10 protein-coding genes and 2 pseudogenes are annotated in these 14,955 nt (G+C 38.1%); 9 read left to right on the top strand and 3 right to left on the bottom strand.

All coding sequences use genetic code 11. From position 1 onward, the window contains the following. Positions 1 to 23 precede the first annotated feature (23 nt). Positions 24 to 2,582: pseudogene (locus tag N824_RS16965) on the top strand (DUF5686 family protein). Positions 2,583 to 2,613: 31 nt separating this feature from the next. Here the strand turns inward: N824_RS16965 and N824_RS16960 are convergent. Beyond that, entirely contained in the window at positions 2,614 to 3,270 is a 657-nt protein-coding gene (locus N824_RS16960) for an ATP-binding cassette domain-containing protein (RefSeq protein ID WP_048906336.1), read from the bottom strand. A gap of 477 nt (positions 3,271 to 3,747) precedes the next feature. Between N824_RS16960 and N824_RS16950 the strand changes: the two genes are divergently transcribed. From N824_RS16950 to N824_RS16930, 5 genes are all read left to right on the top strand, one after another. Beyond that, on the top strand, positions 3,748 to 5,256 hold the full coding sequence (locus N824_RS16950) for a bifunctional GNAT family N-acetyltransferase/carbon-nitrogen hydrolase family protein (protein ID WP_048906334.1): 1,509 nt from the start codon (positions 3,748 to 3,750) through the stop codon (positions 5,254 to 5,256). 28 nt (positions 5,257 to 5,284) lie between these two features. Then, the gene (locus N824_RS16945) at positions 5,285 to 6,430 is read left to right on the top strand and encodes a glycoside hydrolase family 18 protein (protein WP_052334176.1); all 1,146 of its coding nucleotides are present in this window, start codon (positions 5,285 to 5,287) and stop codon (positions 6,428 to 6,430) included. Between the two features lie 24 nt (positions 6,431 to 6,454). After that, on the top strand, positions 6,455 to 7,027 hold the full coding sequence (locus tag N824_RS16940) for an NADPH-dependent FMN reductase (RefSeq protein WP_048906333.1): 573 nt from the start codon (positions 6,455 to 6,457) through the stop codon (positions 7,025 to 7,027). 92 nt (positions 7,028 to 7,119) lie between these two features. Further along, on the top strand, positions 7,120 to 8,028 hold the full coding sequence (locus tag N824_RS16935; RefSeq protein ID WP_048906332.1) for an AraC family transcriptional regulator: 909 nt from the start codon (positions 7,120 to 7,122) through the stop codon (positions 8,026 to 8,028). Between the two features lie 80 nt (positions 8,029 to 8,108). Next, a complete protein-coding gene (locus N824_RS16930; protein ID WP_048906331.1) occupies positions 8,109 to 9,110 on the top strand; it encodes an aldo/keto reductase in 1,002 nt (333 codons plus the stop codon). Positions 9,111 to 9,126: 16 nt separating this feature from the next. On the opposite strand, the gene N824_RS16925 is transcribed toward N824_RS16930, so the two are convergent. Next, positions 9,127 to 10,212 carry a Gfo/Idh/MocA family protein gene (locus N824_RS16925; RefSeq protein WP_048906330.1) on the bottom strand — a complete coding sequence of 362 codons (1,086 nt, stop codon included), beginning with the start codon at positions 10,210 to 10,212 and terminating at the stop codon, positions 9,127 to 9,129. A gap of 139 nt (positions 10,213 to 10,351) precedes the next feature. Between N824_RS16925 and N824_RS16920 the strand changes: the two genes are divergently transcribed. Then, the gene (locus N824_RS16920) at positions 10,352 to 12,187 is read left to right on the top strand and encodes a PQQ-binding-like beta-propeller repeat protein (protein ID WP_048906329.1); all 1,836 of its coding nucleotides are present in this window, start codon (positions 10,352 to 10,354) and stop codon (positions 12,185 to 12,187) included. A gap of 7 nt (positions 12,188 to 12,194) precedes the next feature. Here the strand turns inward: N824_RS16920 and N824_RS16915 are convergent, their stop codons facing one another. Continuing rightward, positions 12,195 to 12,905, bottom strand: coding sequence for a membrane or secreted protein (locus N824_RS16915; protein ID WP_152542346.1), 711 nt, complete (start codon positions 12,903 to 12,905; stop codon positions 12,195 to 12,197). Positions 12,906 to 13,041: 136 nt separating this feature from the next. Between N824_RS16915 and N824_RS16910 the strand changes: the two genes are divergently transcribed. Continuing rightward, positions 13,042 to 13,824, top strand: a complete 783-nt coding sequence (locus N824_RS16910; RefSeq protein ID WP_048906327.1) for a phosphatase PAP2 family protein — start codon at positions 13,042 to 13,044, stop codon at positions 13,822 to 13,824. 79 nt (positions 13,825 to 13,903) lie between these two features. Next, a pseudogene (locus N824_RS16905) lies at positions 13,904 to 14,923 on the top strand (cation:proton antiporter). The last annotated feature ends 32 nt before the right edge of the window (positions 14,924 to 14,955 follow it).

The raw sequence follows: 14,955 nt of genomic DNA, 5'->3' as shown, positions 1-14,955 counted from the left end.
GATCAAGGTAAATGAAATACATAATGAAACATCAATATTTTAAATATATCGGAACTGTTATTTTACTGATAGCATTTGCTTTTACTTCAAAAGCTCAGCAAACAGTGGTTAACGGGACAGTAACAGATGCTACAACCAAAGAAACTTTGCCATATGTTTCATTTCTAATTACAGGAACAGAAAAGGGTGGTAGGACAGATGCAGACGGTCAATACAGTATTACCATTAGTGATGACCACACACAGGTTAAATTTAGTTATGTCGGCTACAAATCGGCTATCAAAACAATTATTCCAGGCAAAACACAGACAATAGATGTGCAACTGCAGAGTGAAACTACTCAAATGGATGAAGTGGTAATTACTGCAGGTAAAAAGCCAAAATATAAGAATAAGGATAATCCTGCGGTTGCGCTTATTCGAAATGTTATCGCCAATAAACCCAAGAACCGTATGGATCATTATGACTTCGTAGAATACAAGAAATACGAAAGAATGATGTTTTCTATGAGTAACCTTTCTGATAAGTTTAAAAACAAGAGGATATTCCGCAATTATAAATTTTTGTTCCAGGAACAGGACTCTACTAAAATAGGTGGTAAAACCATGCTTCCTGTATTTCAACAAGAGAAGCTGTCGAACAATTACTTCCGTAAAAGTCCCGAAAAGCTTAAAACCATTGTAGTAGCTGATAAGCGTGTTAACTTTGATGAACGTTTTATCGATAACCAGGGGCTAACCACTTATTTCGATAGAATGTATCAGGATATAGATATCTATGATAACAATATTTCTGTAGTAAGTAATCAATTGTTAAGTCCAATTGCAGATGGAGCACCCACATTCTATAAGTTTTTTATCACTGATACCATTCAAAATCATAACCCTAAGCTGGTTGAGCTTTCATTTATGCCAAGAAACAATACTGACCTCTTGTTTGAAGGTAAGTTATACATTACGCTAGATGGGAATTATGCTGTTCAGAATGCATACCTAACTGTAAATAAGGACATCAATTTGAATTTTGTTAGGGCGTTAGAAGCTAAACTAGACTTTGAGCAAAATCCAGATAAGCGTTATCACCTGAGTAAAAGTAATCTGATTGTTGATTTTGGCCTAAGTAAAAAAGGCGGAACAGGGTTTACTGGCGAAAGAACAGTGAATTTTAAAGATTATCAGATCAATAAGCCACTTCCTGATACTACATATTACGGATCAGCAGTACCTGTAGTTGTAGCTGATGCAACAAAAAGGTCAGAAGAATTTTGGGCCGATAATCGCCCGGAAGCACTTAGTGCTACAAATTTAAAAGTCTACAGTAATCTAGATACGCTGCAAACTATCCCATCATTTAAAAGAACAATGGATGTGGTTACGCTTTTCTTTGCAGGTTATAAAGATTTTGGACCTTTTGAAATGGGWYCYGWWMWTASTTTTTACAGTTTTAACAGTGTTGAAGGGTTTCGTTTGCGTTTAGGGGGAAGGACTACGCCGGCACTTAGCAAACGTTATTACTTTGAGACATATGCGGCTTATGGTTTTAATGATACTAAATGGAAATATTTCTTAAGTGGAACTTATTCGTTAAACAATAAATCTATTTATGCCTTTCCCCAGAACTATTTAAGGGCAAGTTTCCAGAGGGATACAAAAATACCCGGCCAGGAATTGCAGTTTGTACAAGAAGATAACTTTTTATTATCCTTTAAAAGGGGAGAGAATGATATGATGTTGTACAATGATTTTTACAGATTAGATTATGTGCATGAGTTTGAAAATCACTTCTCTTATAGCCTTGGTTTACGTAAATGGAATCAAACCCCAGCTGGATCTTTGTATTTCGCAAGTTCAAGAGACAATAATTTAATTAAGAGTAACTCGATCAGTACATCAGAAATATCACTTCAGTTAAGGTACGCACCACACGAAAAGTTTTACCAGGGTAAAGTATATCGTACCCCGCTTGTCGACAAGTATCCTGTTTTTAATTTCAGATATACTGCAGGCATAAAGGGAGTTTTAGGAGGTGAATATAACTATCATAACTTTATGGGAAGCGTAGATAAACGTTTTTACCTATCTCAACTTGGATATACCGATGTAACGCTCGAAGGCGCCTATATTTTAGGTAAAGTACCTTTTCCGCTGTTGTCTATTCACAGGGCGAATCAAACTTATGCTTATCAATTGCAATCGTACAACCTAATGAACTTTTTGGAGTTTGTTAGTGATCATTATGCAAGTATAAACATAGATCAAAACTTTAATGGCTTCTTTTTTAATAAGGTGCCGTTGTTAAAAAAGCTGAAGCTTAGAGAGGTGATGTCATTTAAAGCCCTATATGGTGGTTTGCGCAATGAAAACAATCCGGCGGTAAATAATAACGCAATGCAGTTTGTGCTTAACCAGGATGGAGTACCTATCACAAACTCATTAAGCAGGGATCCTTATATTGAGGGTAGCGTAGGTGTTGGAAATATCTTTAAATTACTTAGGGTTGATCTGGTAAAACGCTTCACGTATCTTGATAATCCTATGGTTTCTGAATGGGGAATCCGGGCAAGAGTAAAATTTGATTTCTAAGCTTAATATGGCATATCAATAGCAAGAAGTGCTAAACCTTTGCATATCCTAGAAATTCAAGTTCCTCAACAGCTTTTGTCAGATGGGTTTTTCCTCCTGTTAAAACGTAAAGATTATCACTGATCTCAATTATGTTTCTGAACATATGATCGGTAACCAATAATCCTTTATTTTTTTTTTCCTCGTTCATTAATTCCATGATAGCCTCAATCATTATCGGGCTCAGGTGTGAAAAAGGCTCATCCAGCATGGCAAATTTAGATTTTGCCTTTAGTACAATATACACTTCAACCAGTCTTCGGTTGCCGCCGGATAAACTTTTTAAGGAGCTTTTATAGCTTGATTTAAAATCTGGGAAACGGTTTTCAAATTCAAAAAAGTCCAGATCAAAGTCGGCGAATACTCTTTTTAAAGTTAAAGTCTGTGGTATGAAATTAAACTGAGGAAGATACAGTAGTAAATCAGGCCTCTTGTAGGCAGCCTGAACCGTTAAATCGTCAAAGCGAATGGATTTGCTATCAGCATTTAGATTGCCATAGATAATGTTCATTAAACATGTTTTACCATTTCCATTTCTGCCTAACAAACCAGTTATTTTGCCGGTTTCGCACTTTAAATAAATATCAGATAAGATCCTTCTCGAACCAAATTCAAGGAATATGCTATCGGCTTCAAGTTTATGGATCATTTAGCAGCATAAATTAGAAGAACTACAAATAGCAGGAAGTCGAAGGTTAAGGTACTTATCCATAAAGCAAGCTTAGGTATTCCTAGATTTTGATAGTAATAAAATTCCTTCTTCTTGTAGTTATTTATATAATAGACAATTATACCATAGCTAATCATTTTAAACCAAAATATTAAAGTGAAAGCTTCTGAACCAAGTTTAGATAGCATGTATGCTGACACCAAAGTTAATACAAAAGCCGTAACGAAAAAGCTCATGTAAAAAGTAAACATCAGTCTTAATGTTTTAATTTTTAACATTTTATCTTTTGGTTGAGTGGTTTTTGTGTAAGTAGGCTGGTTCAAACTCAGTCTGTCACACCCTGCTAAATATAGTAAGAAGTTCTTGGAATATGGCTTTGCGGGGTGGGTAATTCTATTTCACAATACAATTTCAGGCACTATTTATGTACACTAGCAAGTATAACAACACGTACTCATGAATATTGAAATTAGAAAATTGACGCTTGAAGATTATAATGATCTTAAGGAATCTATGGAGCAGGCATATGATACCCTGGGAGGACAGATCTGGAGCAAGCAAACCATCGCTAAACTATTAAAATTATTTCCTGAGGGCCAGTTGTGTATTGCTGTAGACGAGAAAGTAGTGGCCTGCTCATTATCTATTATTGTGGACTATGATGAATACGGAGATAAACACACTTATCAATTGATAACCGGTAGCTATACATTTTCTACCCATGATCCAAATGGCGATACCTTATACGGAATAGAGATCTTTGTTTCGCCCGAATATCGTGGTCTGCGTTTGGGTCGCAGGCTTTATGAAGCCAGAAAGGAACTTTGCGAAAGCTTAAATTTAAAGAGCATCATTGCCGGCGGCCGCATACCCGGCTATCATGAACATGCTGATACATTAAGCCCCAGACAGTATATCGATAAAGTAAAAGCTAAGGAATTATACGATTCAACGCTAACCTTTCAATTATCTAATGACTTTCACGTTAGAAAGGTATTAAAAAACTACCTTCCAGGCGATCATGAATCTAAAGAATTTGCAACGCTAATTGAATGGAATAATATTTATTATCAGGGAGTTGATGCTTCGGCAAGATCTGCAAAAACCATTCGCATAGGATTGGTTCAATGGCAAATGCGTCTTTTCCCTACCATGGATGCTTTTTATGAGCAGGTAGAATTTTTTGTAGATGCTGTGAGTGGTTACAAATCCGATTTTATTATGTTCCCGGAGTTTTTTAATACGCCACTTTTACAGCCTTATAATCACCTGCCAGAAATGGAGGCGATGCGTAAACTTGCAGAACTTACCGAAGAGATTGTCATTAAAATTCAGGAATATGCGGTTTCATACAATGTAAATATTATTTCGGGCAGTATGCCAATATTAGAAGATAATAAGCTATACAATGCCACCTATCTTTGCCACAGAAACGGAAAAACAGATGAATACAGAAAGATTCATATTACTCCAAATGAACGGAAATATTACGGCATGGTTGGGGGAGATAAAATTCAGGTATTTGATACCGACTGCGGGAAAGTAGGGATTCTGGTTTGTTATGATGTCGAATTCCCGGAGTTGAGCCGCATCTACGCCGATCAGGGAATGCAGATTCTATTTGTTCCATTTCTTACCGATACTCAAAATGGATACACCCGAGTAAGAAGATGTGCACAAGCGAGAGCTATAGAAAACGAATGTTATGTGGCTATTGCCGGATGTGTAGGAAACTTGCCTAAAGTGAACAACATGGATATTCAGTTTGCGCAATCGGCAGTATTTACACCATCTGACTTTGCTTTTCCTACCAATGCTGTTAAAGCTGAGGCAACACCCAACACAGAAATGATGTTGGTAGTAGATGTTGATCTGCACCTGCTTGATGAAATTCATCATTTCGGTACCGTTAGGATACTGAAGGATAGACGCAATGATCTTTATGAGGTTAAGTTACTTAAATAGGACTATATTTATATTCCTATTTAAGTTTATGAAAAAGTATCTCAAGTTCTCTGTTTTTGGCTTAACAACCATTTTACTCCTGATAAATAATGCATTTTCTCAATCAAATCCCGTCAAAACTAAACCAGTAATAATTGGATACGTTGCAGGATTTAGAGGGCTAATAGATACCGATAAGATCGCTGCTCAAAAACTTACGCATATAAATTATGCTTTTGTAAATGTAAAAGGCAATAGTGCATTTTTAGGTAATCTGAAGACGGATACGGTAAATTTTAGAAAATTAAATCTGTTAAAACAAAAGAACCCTGATCTTAAGATATTTATTTCAATAGGTGGATGGGCATGGAGTGAGAATTTTTCGGATGCGGTATTAACGGATTCCTCAAGAGCTGAATTTGCACAGAGTTCAGTAGATATTATAAGAAAGTATAATCTTGATGGAGTGGACATAGATTGGGAGTATCCTGCCAGGCCAGGAGAAGAAGGTAATGTGTATAGGCCCGAGGATAAGCAGAATTTCACTTTAATGTTTCAGGCGATCCGTAAAGAGTTAGATGTACTTCAAAAGGAAACAGGTCATAAAAAGCTTCTTAGTACTGCTGTTGGTGGCTTTACTGATTTTTTGAATACCTCAGAGATGGGGAAAGCTCAACAATATCTGGATTATGTTAATCTGATGACCTACGATTTGTATACTGGCGGTGGTACAGCAAGTCATCACGCTAATTTATACGATTCAAAAAAGATAGCATCTAATAGCTCTGCTGATAAAACGATAAAAGCTTTTATAGCCGCAGGCGTTCCCGCCAATAAGTTAGTTATGGGGATAGCGTTTTACGGCCGCAATTTTAAAATTGATGAAAGTGGTAAGAAAGGGCTTGGAGATAAAGTTGTTTCTGGTCAATTTGGAAAAGGTTATACACTTTTAAAAGATAGCCTGATAAATAAAAATGGTTACAAAAGGTTTGTAGATAAGGCGGCAAGAGCGCCTTATCTTTTCAATGAAAAGAACAAGACATTTATTACCTATGAAGATGAGCAGTCTGTAAAGAATAAATGTAAGTATGTAAAAGACCATGGTCTGGCGGGAGTAATGTTTTGGGAGTATTCATCAGATCCCAAAGAGTATTTGCTTGATGAAATTAATAAGAGACTTGCTAATAGACTTTAGTGCACAAAACAAAAAGAACTTATTATGTCTGATAAAATTAAAGTAGTAGCCATTTCCGGAAGCACTAGAAAGACGTCTTCCAATCTTAATCTGATAAAAGGAATTGGTCGATTAAGTTCTGATGTTTTTGAAATGAGCATTTTTGAAGGCCTATCTGATATTCCTCAGTTTAATCCTGATCTCGATCTTGAGACAGCTCCTATACAAGTTGCCAATTTCAGAAAGCATCTTAAAGCTGCTGATGCAATATTGATCTGTACTCCAGAGTATGCCATGGGGGTGCCTGGCACTTTAAAAAATGCGATTGACTGGACGGTTTCGTCAATGGAATTTTCTAAAAAGCCTGTCGCACTAATCACCGCGTCATTATCTGGAGAAAAAGCGCATGCCTCGTTATTGGGCACCCTTTTAATTATAGAGTCAAAAATGACAGCGGATACCCAGCTTTTGATTCCAGGTATTAAAAGTAAAATAGACGAGCAGGGTAATATCACCGATCAGTTAACCTTAGACCATCTAAACAGGCTTATCAAATCATTAACAGATCTTGTACTTAACGATGTAAATACACTTGAGGCACCATTTTTAGTAAATTAAATTACAATCCGCATTTAATGACAGGAAGACGACGGAGGAAATTGTAAGAAACTGCAACTTTATGTACGTTTGAATTTTATAATTTTTGTTGAATGGAACAAATTGAATCTGTACAAGAGTTTTATAGCCGGGTACCACAAGCAAATCCTTTAGGTCTCTCACTTCATAATGCTGGCGTAGGGCATTTTAATGTATTTGAGCGTAGATCATGCCTCAACAATGCGCCTTATATAAGACGTGATTTTTATAAAGTATCTCTCATAATAGGTACGGGAAAATTGCATTATGCCGATAAATGGATTGAAATTGACCGACCTGCATTACTTTTCTCAAATCCAGTAATTCCATATTCCTGGGAAGCTGCTTCCAACGATCAGGAAGGCTGGTTTTGTTTGTTTACAGAGGCATTTATACACCCGAATGAAAAAATTGGAACATTGCAGGATTCCCCATTATTTAAAATAGGAGGGTCACCCATATTTTTTATCAATGATGATCAACAACAGGAAATCTCAGCAATTTTTAAGAAAATGATCTCTGAAATGGATTCAGATTATATTCACAAGTATGATCTGTTACGCAATTACCTGCACCTCATTATCCATGAAGCCATGAAATTGCAGCCAGCAGAGAGTTTTGAGAAAAATACCAATGCATCATCAAGGATAGCAGGTCTGTTTCTGGAATTGCTTGAAAGACAATTCCCTATAGATACACCGGAAATGGCGCTTCAGTTAAAAACTGCCAATCATTACGCTGAAAATCTTTCTGTTCATGTTAATCACCTTAACCGTGCTGTTAAAGAGGTTACAGGTAAAACAACCACTGAACATATTTCGACCAGAATAGTAAAAGAAGCTATCGCTTTGTTGCAGCATACAGATTGGAATGTGGCTCAGGTAGCGTATGGGCTTGGCTTTGAGTATCCGGCCTATTTTAATAATTTTTTTAAAAAGCAGACCCAGCGTACACCTAAGGAGATTAGGAATATTGCTGTTTGAATTTTATAATGATCTGTTTGAATCCTTTAAACTACAGGCGGTGGTAATGAGGTAATTTTGGATCATAAAATCTAAAAGATATGAAATACAGGAATTTGGGTAAAACAAAAGAACAGCTATCGGCAATAGGTTTGGGCTGTATGGGAATGAGCTTTGCTTATGGTCCGGTTGATGATACTGAAAGTATTGCAACACTGCATAAAGCGCTTGATCTTGGAATTAATTTCTGGGATACTGCCGACATGTACGGAAATGGAAATAATGAGGAACTGATTTCTAAAGTTCTAGTGCCAAATAGAGATAAAGTCTTTATTGCTACTAAGTTTGGATTTAGGTTTAAAGATAACATTGCAGGACCGAGTAATGCCTCAGGAACTTATTTTGATGGTTCACCAAAATGGATTAAAGCTGCTGTAGAAAATAGCTTAAAACGCTTAAAAATAGATACGATCGACTTATATTATGCACACAGGATAGATCCTAATGTGCCTGTTGAAGAAACAGTTGGTGCAATGGCAGAGTTGGTAAAAGAAGGGAAAGTAAAGTATCTTGGGTTGAGTGAGGCATCGCCTGCATCAATCCGCAGAGCCCATTCTGTGCATCCAATTACGGCGTTGCAAAGTGAATATTCGTTGCTTACCAGAGATGTGGAGGGTGAGATATTGAGTACCGTGCGTGAACTTGGGATTACGCTTATTCCTTATTCCCCACTGGCAAGAGGTTTGGTGACTAACGCCTTAAATGTGGGACAGCTGGATGCTACTGACTTCCGTAAAACGCTGCCGCGTTATAGTGGAGATAATCTAAAGAACAATGAGGGGCTTGCGCATGATTTTGGAAAGCTGGCACAAGAAAAAGGATGTACCGCTGCACAGCTCGCACTTGGATGGGTACTGGCCCAGGGCGATGATGTAATTCCTATCCCAGGTACTAAGAAAAGGAAGTACCTTGAGGAAAATGCAGGGGCGGTTAACGTTACATTATCTGTCAACGACTTAAAAGCTATTGATGAACTGTTGCTCCGTTATCCAAATACTGGCGAGCGCTATAGTGAAGGCGCGATGAAGCTGGTGGGCAGATAGGTTATGGTGAATTAGTTTAATCAATAAGTACCTTGCGTCCTTCTTTAGCTGAGCGTTTAGCCGCCTCCAATATTTTTACTACAATCAGGTTGTTGTTTAGTGATGATAGATCATTTTCGGATTTTACTTCATTTTTCAGCACTGCTGCGAGATAGTTAAGGTGGTTGCTATACGCTGGCGCTAAAGGTTTGGCTTCTTCTAGCTGATAGTTATTTTTTCCGTTTTCCTTGGTACGAAGTGTATTTGAGTTTACTGCCTGTATGTACCCTGTTTTTCCAAATACTTCCATGTCTTTTATGCTAAACGGCCAGTTCCATGAAGCTTCTATGATGCCCGTTGCTGTTGGATACTCCAGTAGTATCGTTGCATCATCATCAACATTAGGGTAAACATCCTTTTTAATCTGATGTGTTAATGCAGTAACTGAAATGGGCGCTTTTCCATTCATTAGCCAGGTCATAAGATTTGCACCATAGCAGCCAAAATCTATAATTGCACCTCCGCCATTCTTTTTTGGATCGGTAAGCCAATTTAAAAACTCTTTGCTTACGCCAATTTCTTTAGGTCCTTCATGGCCATCATGTGCAACTATTTTTCTAATGTCTCCAATAACACTGCTTTGTTTAATTCGGGTGTATGCTTCCTGATTGCTTGGGTACCAGGTGGTTTCGTAATTGGTTAACAAATGTATTTTATATTGTCTGGCAAGTGCGGCCATACGCTCTGCATGTTTTACAGATACGGCTAAAGGTTTTTCTACCATAACAGAAATGCCAAGAGGGGCAGCGGCCTCAACCACCATTAAATGATCTTCTATGGCATTGTAAGCAAGTACTGCATCAGGTTTAAGGTGTTTCAACAGCTCTTTTAGGTCGGTGAAAAATACTGAATCCGCTAACTTAAAGCGGGTTTTAAATCTTTCTACTAAAACGGGGTTTTCTTCTGCAATTCCAATGATGTTTACCTCTCCTTTTTTGTAGCTATCCATTATCAGGTTTACGTGGTCGTGACTAAGGCCTGCCAATACAACGTTCAATTTGGATTGTGCTTTAATCTGTAAGGAGAAAAATGCCAGCAGGGCAATGGTAAGGTACTTTTGCATAAGATAATTCTTAAGATCTTGTTAGTTAACTGAAGGGCAATTTATGAATTATTGGCGTTCTAATTGAGACATTCTTGTAACAAATCAGGTCAAGTGATTAGAAAAATGTAAATTGAGCTCCCTTAAAACTGGTCATGATATGAGATTTATTATTGCTTTTATAATACTTGTTGCCTCCTTTTTAAATGTGAATGCGCAAGCATTTAAATACGCCTTTGTCACAGATACTCATGTTGGAACTGAAACTGGAGAGGAGGATTTGAGAAGAACGGTAAATGATATTAATCAACAGAATGATCTTGATTTTATTATTGTTACGGGTGATGTAACTGAAATGGGAACTAAGTTGGAAATTAAGCTTGCAAAGGAAATCTTAAGCGGGCTTAAAAAGCCCTGGCATGTTATTCCTGGTAATCATGATACAGGTTGGTCAGAGTCTGGTGGGGTAGACTTTACTCGTGAATTTGGGAATGATAAATTTACATTTGATCATAATGGTTATCGATTTATTGCCTGTGCCTCTGGTCCTTATGTAAGGATGTCGGACGGGCACATTCCAAGAGACGCCGTAGTTTGGCTCGACGAGGTTTTAAAGAAAACACCGGCAGATATGCCAATAGTATTTATCAATCATTACCCTATTGATAATAGTTTGGATAATTGGTACGAAGCAACCGACAGGATTAAAAAATACAATATTCAATATGCGATTTGCGGCCATGGCCACGCAAACCAGGCAATGGATTTTGAAGGAGTACCCGCAACCATGGGACGCTCTAATTTGAGAGCCAAAGATAGTGTAGGGGGATACAATGTGGTTACAATGCGAAGTGATTCTGTCTTGTTTGCTGTTAAAAAGCCCGGATTGGCAATAGAACCTAGCTGGCGTGGTATCGCTTTGGGTAAATTTGTTGCCAATAGCACTGGTGAAATAGTAAGACCATCTTATGAGATAAATACCACTTATCCGCAGGTTAAAAAGGCATGGAGTTATCATGCAAGTGCAAATGTAGTACTAACTCCGGCTGCCAGTAAGAAACTGGTGGTTTTTGGAAATAGCATTGGTGAAGTTGAGGCTTTATCCATAAAAGATGGCGCTAAGAAATGGGGATTTAAAACCGGTGGTGCTATTTATTCTTCTCCTGCAATTGTAGGTAATGTTGTTGTATTGGGCTCTGGTGATGGTTTTATTTATGGTTTGGATTTGAACAGTGGAAAGGAGATCTGGAAAATTAAAACCGAGGCCTCTGTTTTAGGTACACCTGTTGTTGACGGGAAAATTGCCTATATCGGTGGAAGCGACCATGGTTTTAAGGCTATTGATGTTAAAACCGGTAAAAAAATCTGGACTTTTGAAGGGGTAGAAGGAGCCATAGTAGGTAAACCTTTAATATATCAAGGGAAGGTATTTTTTGGTTCCTGGGGACGACACTTGTATGCTCTGGATCAAAGCAATGGTACATTACTTTGGAAATGGAACAATGGAAGTGCGAATCGTATGTTTTCTCCGGCAATGTGTACTCCTGTAGCAAAGGATGGCGTTGTTTATTTTGCTGCGCCAGATAGGGTACTTACCGCATTGGATGCTAATACCGGCAATGTTCGTTGGAGGAATAAGGAAGCTACAGTGAGAGAATCAATAGGTATATCTGAAGATGGCAGTCTTATTTTTGGCAAAACAATGAACAACGAAGTAGTAGCTTATAAAACACAAACTACAGACCCGGGTGTGCTTTGGCGTTTAAATATGGGTTTTGGCTATGAGCATACACCCTCTATGCTAATCGCAAAAGATAAACAAGTTTTTTTTGGAACAAGAAACGGAGTAGTGTATGCTTTTGATCCTGTTAGTCAGAAAACGGTTTGGGCCCACAAAGTAGACAATTCAATGGTAAACACCGTAAACGTTATCAGTAAAAAATCTGTTTTACTGGCAACAATGGATGGCGTTGTAGCCCTACTTAAGGTTAAATAAAGGAGGTTTATTCGTCGACCTTACTCCATACTTCATATATTTTAGCTCCTTTGCTGCTTAGTCCACTATGGTGCCACTTGCCATCCTGCAATTTCCCGTCAAATACTAATGAAACCCCAACACGACTATTGTCTCTTGAAAAAAACTCTATTTGTTCGGTGTATTTTCCATCTTTAAAAGTATAGGTGCCACCTCCTGTACCAGAGAATTCTTTTTTCTCAGGATCTATAGCTACCCATTGAAACTTCTTGCCGGTAAGCAGTTTATACGTTTGGCGGGAACCGGTTTGGTGAATGTCAGCAACCTTGCCATCTTCCTGCATTCTGCCAGTTATGCGCCACACGCCCGCAAGTGGTGCTTTGCCATCATCTACACGGTTGAAATTAACGCGGCCGTCAGGCACATCCATAGACAATTTATCAGCAGAAACTTCAAATGGAACATTTAATTCACCCCCAACATTGGACGAATCTGAACTGTTAAAATACACCTTTGCTTTAATAGTCCCATTGCTTGCTTCATAACTACCTCCACGAGACATTATAAATTTATCAGCCTGGTGTATCGTGTGTATGAAATAGCCATCTTCAAAAAAAAGCTGATGCTGATCTTTGCCATTGCTGAATTCCCATGCACCAGTAAGAGTGCTCGTTTGGGCCTGAACAGTACTAAAGGAAATACTGATTGCAAGTATTAACAAGATGATGTGTCTTTTCATAATGGTTTTATTTATAAGTGGTGGTATTAAAGATAAAAAACATTCCATGGTTTTTTATCTTATCTACAGTATTTCTCCAAAATTGTGTCTCATCTTTAATTAGAAATTCCTTGGAGGGACAAAAAATTATTGGAAGATGTGTAGGAAATTATTGATTATAGTGGTGTTGCTCGCAATACCCAGACTTATTATTGCCCAAACTCAGGATACATTACAAGGAAAGGGGAGTTTTAAATCAGACACGACTATGATGGTTGCAAGTTATAAACCTAAGGTCGCTGCGTTTATTATTCCAGCAGTATTTATTGGTTATGGTATGATATCGTTAACCGGTGATAATGTGATCAGACGACTTGATTATAGTACTAAGGATGAGCTGCAGGAAGATCATCCTTTGTTTGCGGCCCATGCCGATGATTATATGCAGTTTGCTCCGGCCGCGGCAGTTTATGGGCTTAATCTCTTGGGTATAAAAGGCAAGCATTCTTTACTTGATGCTACTGGTTTATATGTATTATCATCTGCAATTATGGGCGGAAGTGTTACGGCATTAAAGAATGCTACACACAGACTAAGACCTAATGGTTCAGGATATACTTCATTTCCTTCTGGTCATACAGCCAATGCATTCGCTGCTGCTGAATTTCTAAAACAGGAATATAAGGATGTTTCACCTTGGTATGGTTATGCCGGTTATACAGTTGCAATTGCAACTGGCGTGCTTAGAACGTATAACAATAAACATTGGGCTAGTGATGTTGTTGCTGGGGCTGGATTTGGTATTCTTTCAACTAAATTGTCGTACTTATTATATCCTAAACTGAAAAGGTTAATTACAGGAAAGGGCAGGTTTAATTATACCGTAATGCCATCCTATCAGCAGCATAGCATAGCGCTTTCTTTAAGCGGCACCTTCTAATGTAACGTACATGAGCTGAATTGCAGGTTGTAGCTTATTGGTATATAATGTATTTTTAGAAGGAAATACGCCCTGACTTATGATCGAGATTGTTATTCCATACATTGCAATAATTATAATAATACTTTTTCTGGTAATGCTGGCCCAGAAGTTAAAGATAGCCTATCCGATAGTGCTTGTCGTTGGAGGCCTTGCAATAAGTTTATTGCCCGGACTGCCCGTAATTAGCATTAATCCTGAGCTTATATTTATTATTTTTCTTCCCCCATTATTATATGAGGCAGCCTGGTATACCTCCTGGAAAGATTTCTGGCGATGGAGAAGGGTGATTACAAGTTTTGCCTTTTTGATTGTTTTGCTTACTTCGCTTGTGGTTGCTTTAGTATCTCAAATGATCATACCAGGATTTACATTGGCTTTGGGCTTATTACTTGGAGGCATAGTTTCACCCCCAGATGCAGTGTCAGCAACCTCTATATTAAAGACAATTAAAGTTCCCAAGCGCATCACAGCCATACTGGAAGGTGAAAGTTTGCTAAATGACGCTTCAAGTTTAATTGTATTTCGTTTTGCCATTATAGCAGTTAGTACCGGAAGCTTTGTTTTTCATGAGGCCGCATTAAGTTTTGTTATCGTGGTTTTAATGGGCATTCTAATCGGAATTGTCGTAGGACTAGCATATTTTGCAATTCATAAATGGATGCCAACTGATCCGAATATCGACATCGTACTTACGTTAACCGCTCCTTACGTGATGTATATTGCTGCTGAGCATTTTCATTTTTCAGGGGTCTTGGCGGTTGTGAGTGGTGGGCTTTTCTTATCCTCAAAAAGTCATCTGTTCCTAAGTCACAGTAGTAGATTGCGGGGTGCTAATGTGTGGTCTGCATTTGGTTTTGTGTTAAATGGGCTTGTATTTATGCTTATTGGTCTGGAATTGCCGGTAATTGTAAGTCAGCTGGGAAACGTAAGTTTAGGAGCCGCTATTGGGTACGGCGTGCTGATTACTTTGGTACTTATTGTTACCAGGATACTGAGTACACTTGGAGCTTCTGTATTTACTGTATTTAKSARCMGMTNACWTWWYSACAGCCGATAGCAGGCCGGGCTGGAAAGGCCCGATTATTATAG

This window comes from Pedobacter sp. V48 (genome assembly GCF_000523515.1).
In the GTDB taxonomy this organism is placed as follows: Bacteria; Bacteroidota; Bacteroidia; order Sphingobacteriales; family Sphingobacteriaceae; genus Pedobacter.
Note: the sequence above shows the minus strand (reverse complement) of the source record. Positions and strands in the feature narration are given on the sequence as shown.

Bases quoted from the DNA above. Each gene is read 5' to 3' on its own strand.
- N824_RS16915 (WP_152542346.1), bottom strand. From the start codon at position 12,905: ATGAAAAGACACATCATCTTGTTAATACTTGCAATCAGTATTTCCTTT.
- N824_RS16925 (WP_048906330.1), bottom strand. From the start codon at position 10,212: ATGCAAAAGTACCTTACCATTGCCCTGCTGGCATTTTTCTCCTTACAG.
- N824_RS16945 (WP_052334176.1), top strand. From the start codon at position 5,285: ATGAAAAAGTATCTCAAGTTCTCTGTTTTTGGCTTAACAACCATTTTA.
- N824_RS16950 (WP_048906334.1), top strand. From the start codon at position 3,748: ATGAATATTGAAATTAGAAAATTGACGCTTGAAGATTATAATGATCTT.
- N824_RS16920 (WP_048906329.1), top strand. From the start codon at position 10,352: ATGAGATTTATTATTGCTTTTATAATACTTGTTGCCTCCTTTTTAAAT.
- N824_RS16940 (WP_048906333.1), top strand. From the start codon at position 6,455: ATGTCTGATAAAATTAAAGTAGTAGCCATTTCCGGAAGCACTAGAAAG.
- N824_RS16930 (WP_048906331.1), top strand. From the start codon at position 8,109: ATGAAATACAGGAATTTGGGTAAAACAAAAGAACAGCTATCGGCAATA.
- N824_RS16935 (WP_048906332.1), top strand. From the start codon at position 7,120: ATGGAACAAATTGAATCTGTACAAGAGTTTTATAGCCGGGTACCACAA.
- N824_RS16910 (WP_048906327.1), top strand. From the start codon at position 13,042: ATGTGTAGGAAATTATTGATTATAGTGGTGTTGCTCGCAATACCCAGA.
- N824_RS16960 (WP_048906336.1), bottom strand. From the start codon at position 3,270: ATGATCCATAAACTTGAAGCCGATAGCATATTCCTTGAATTTGGTTCG.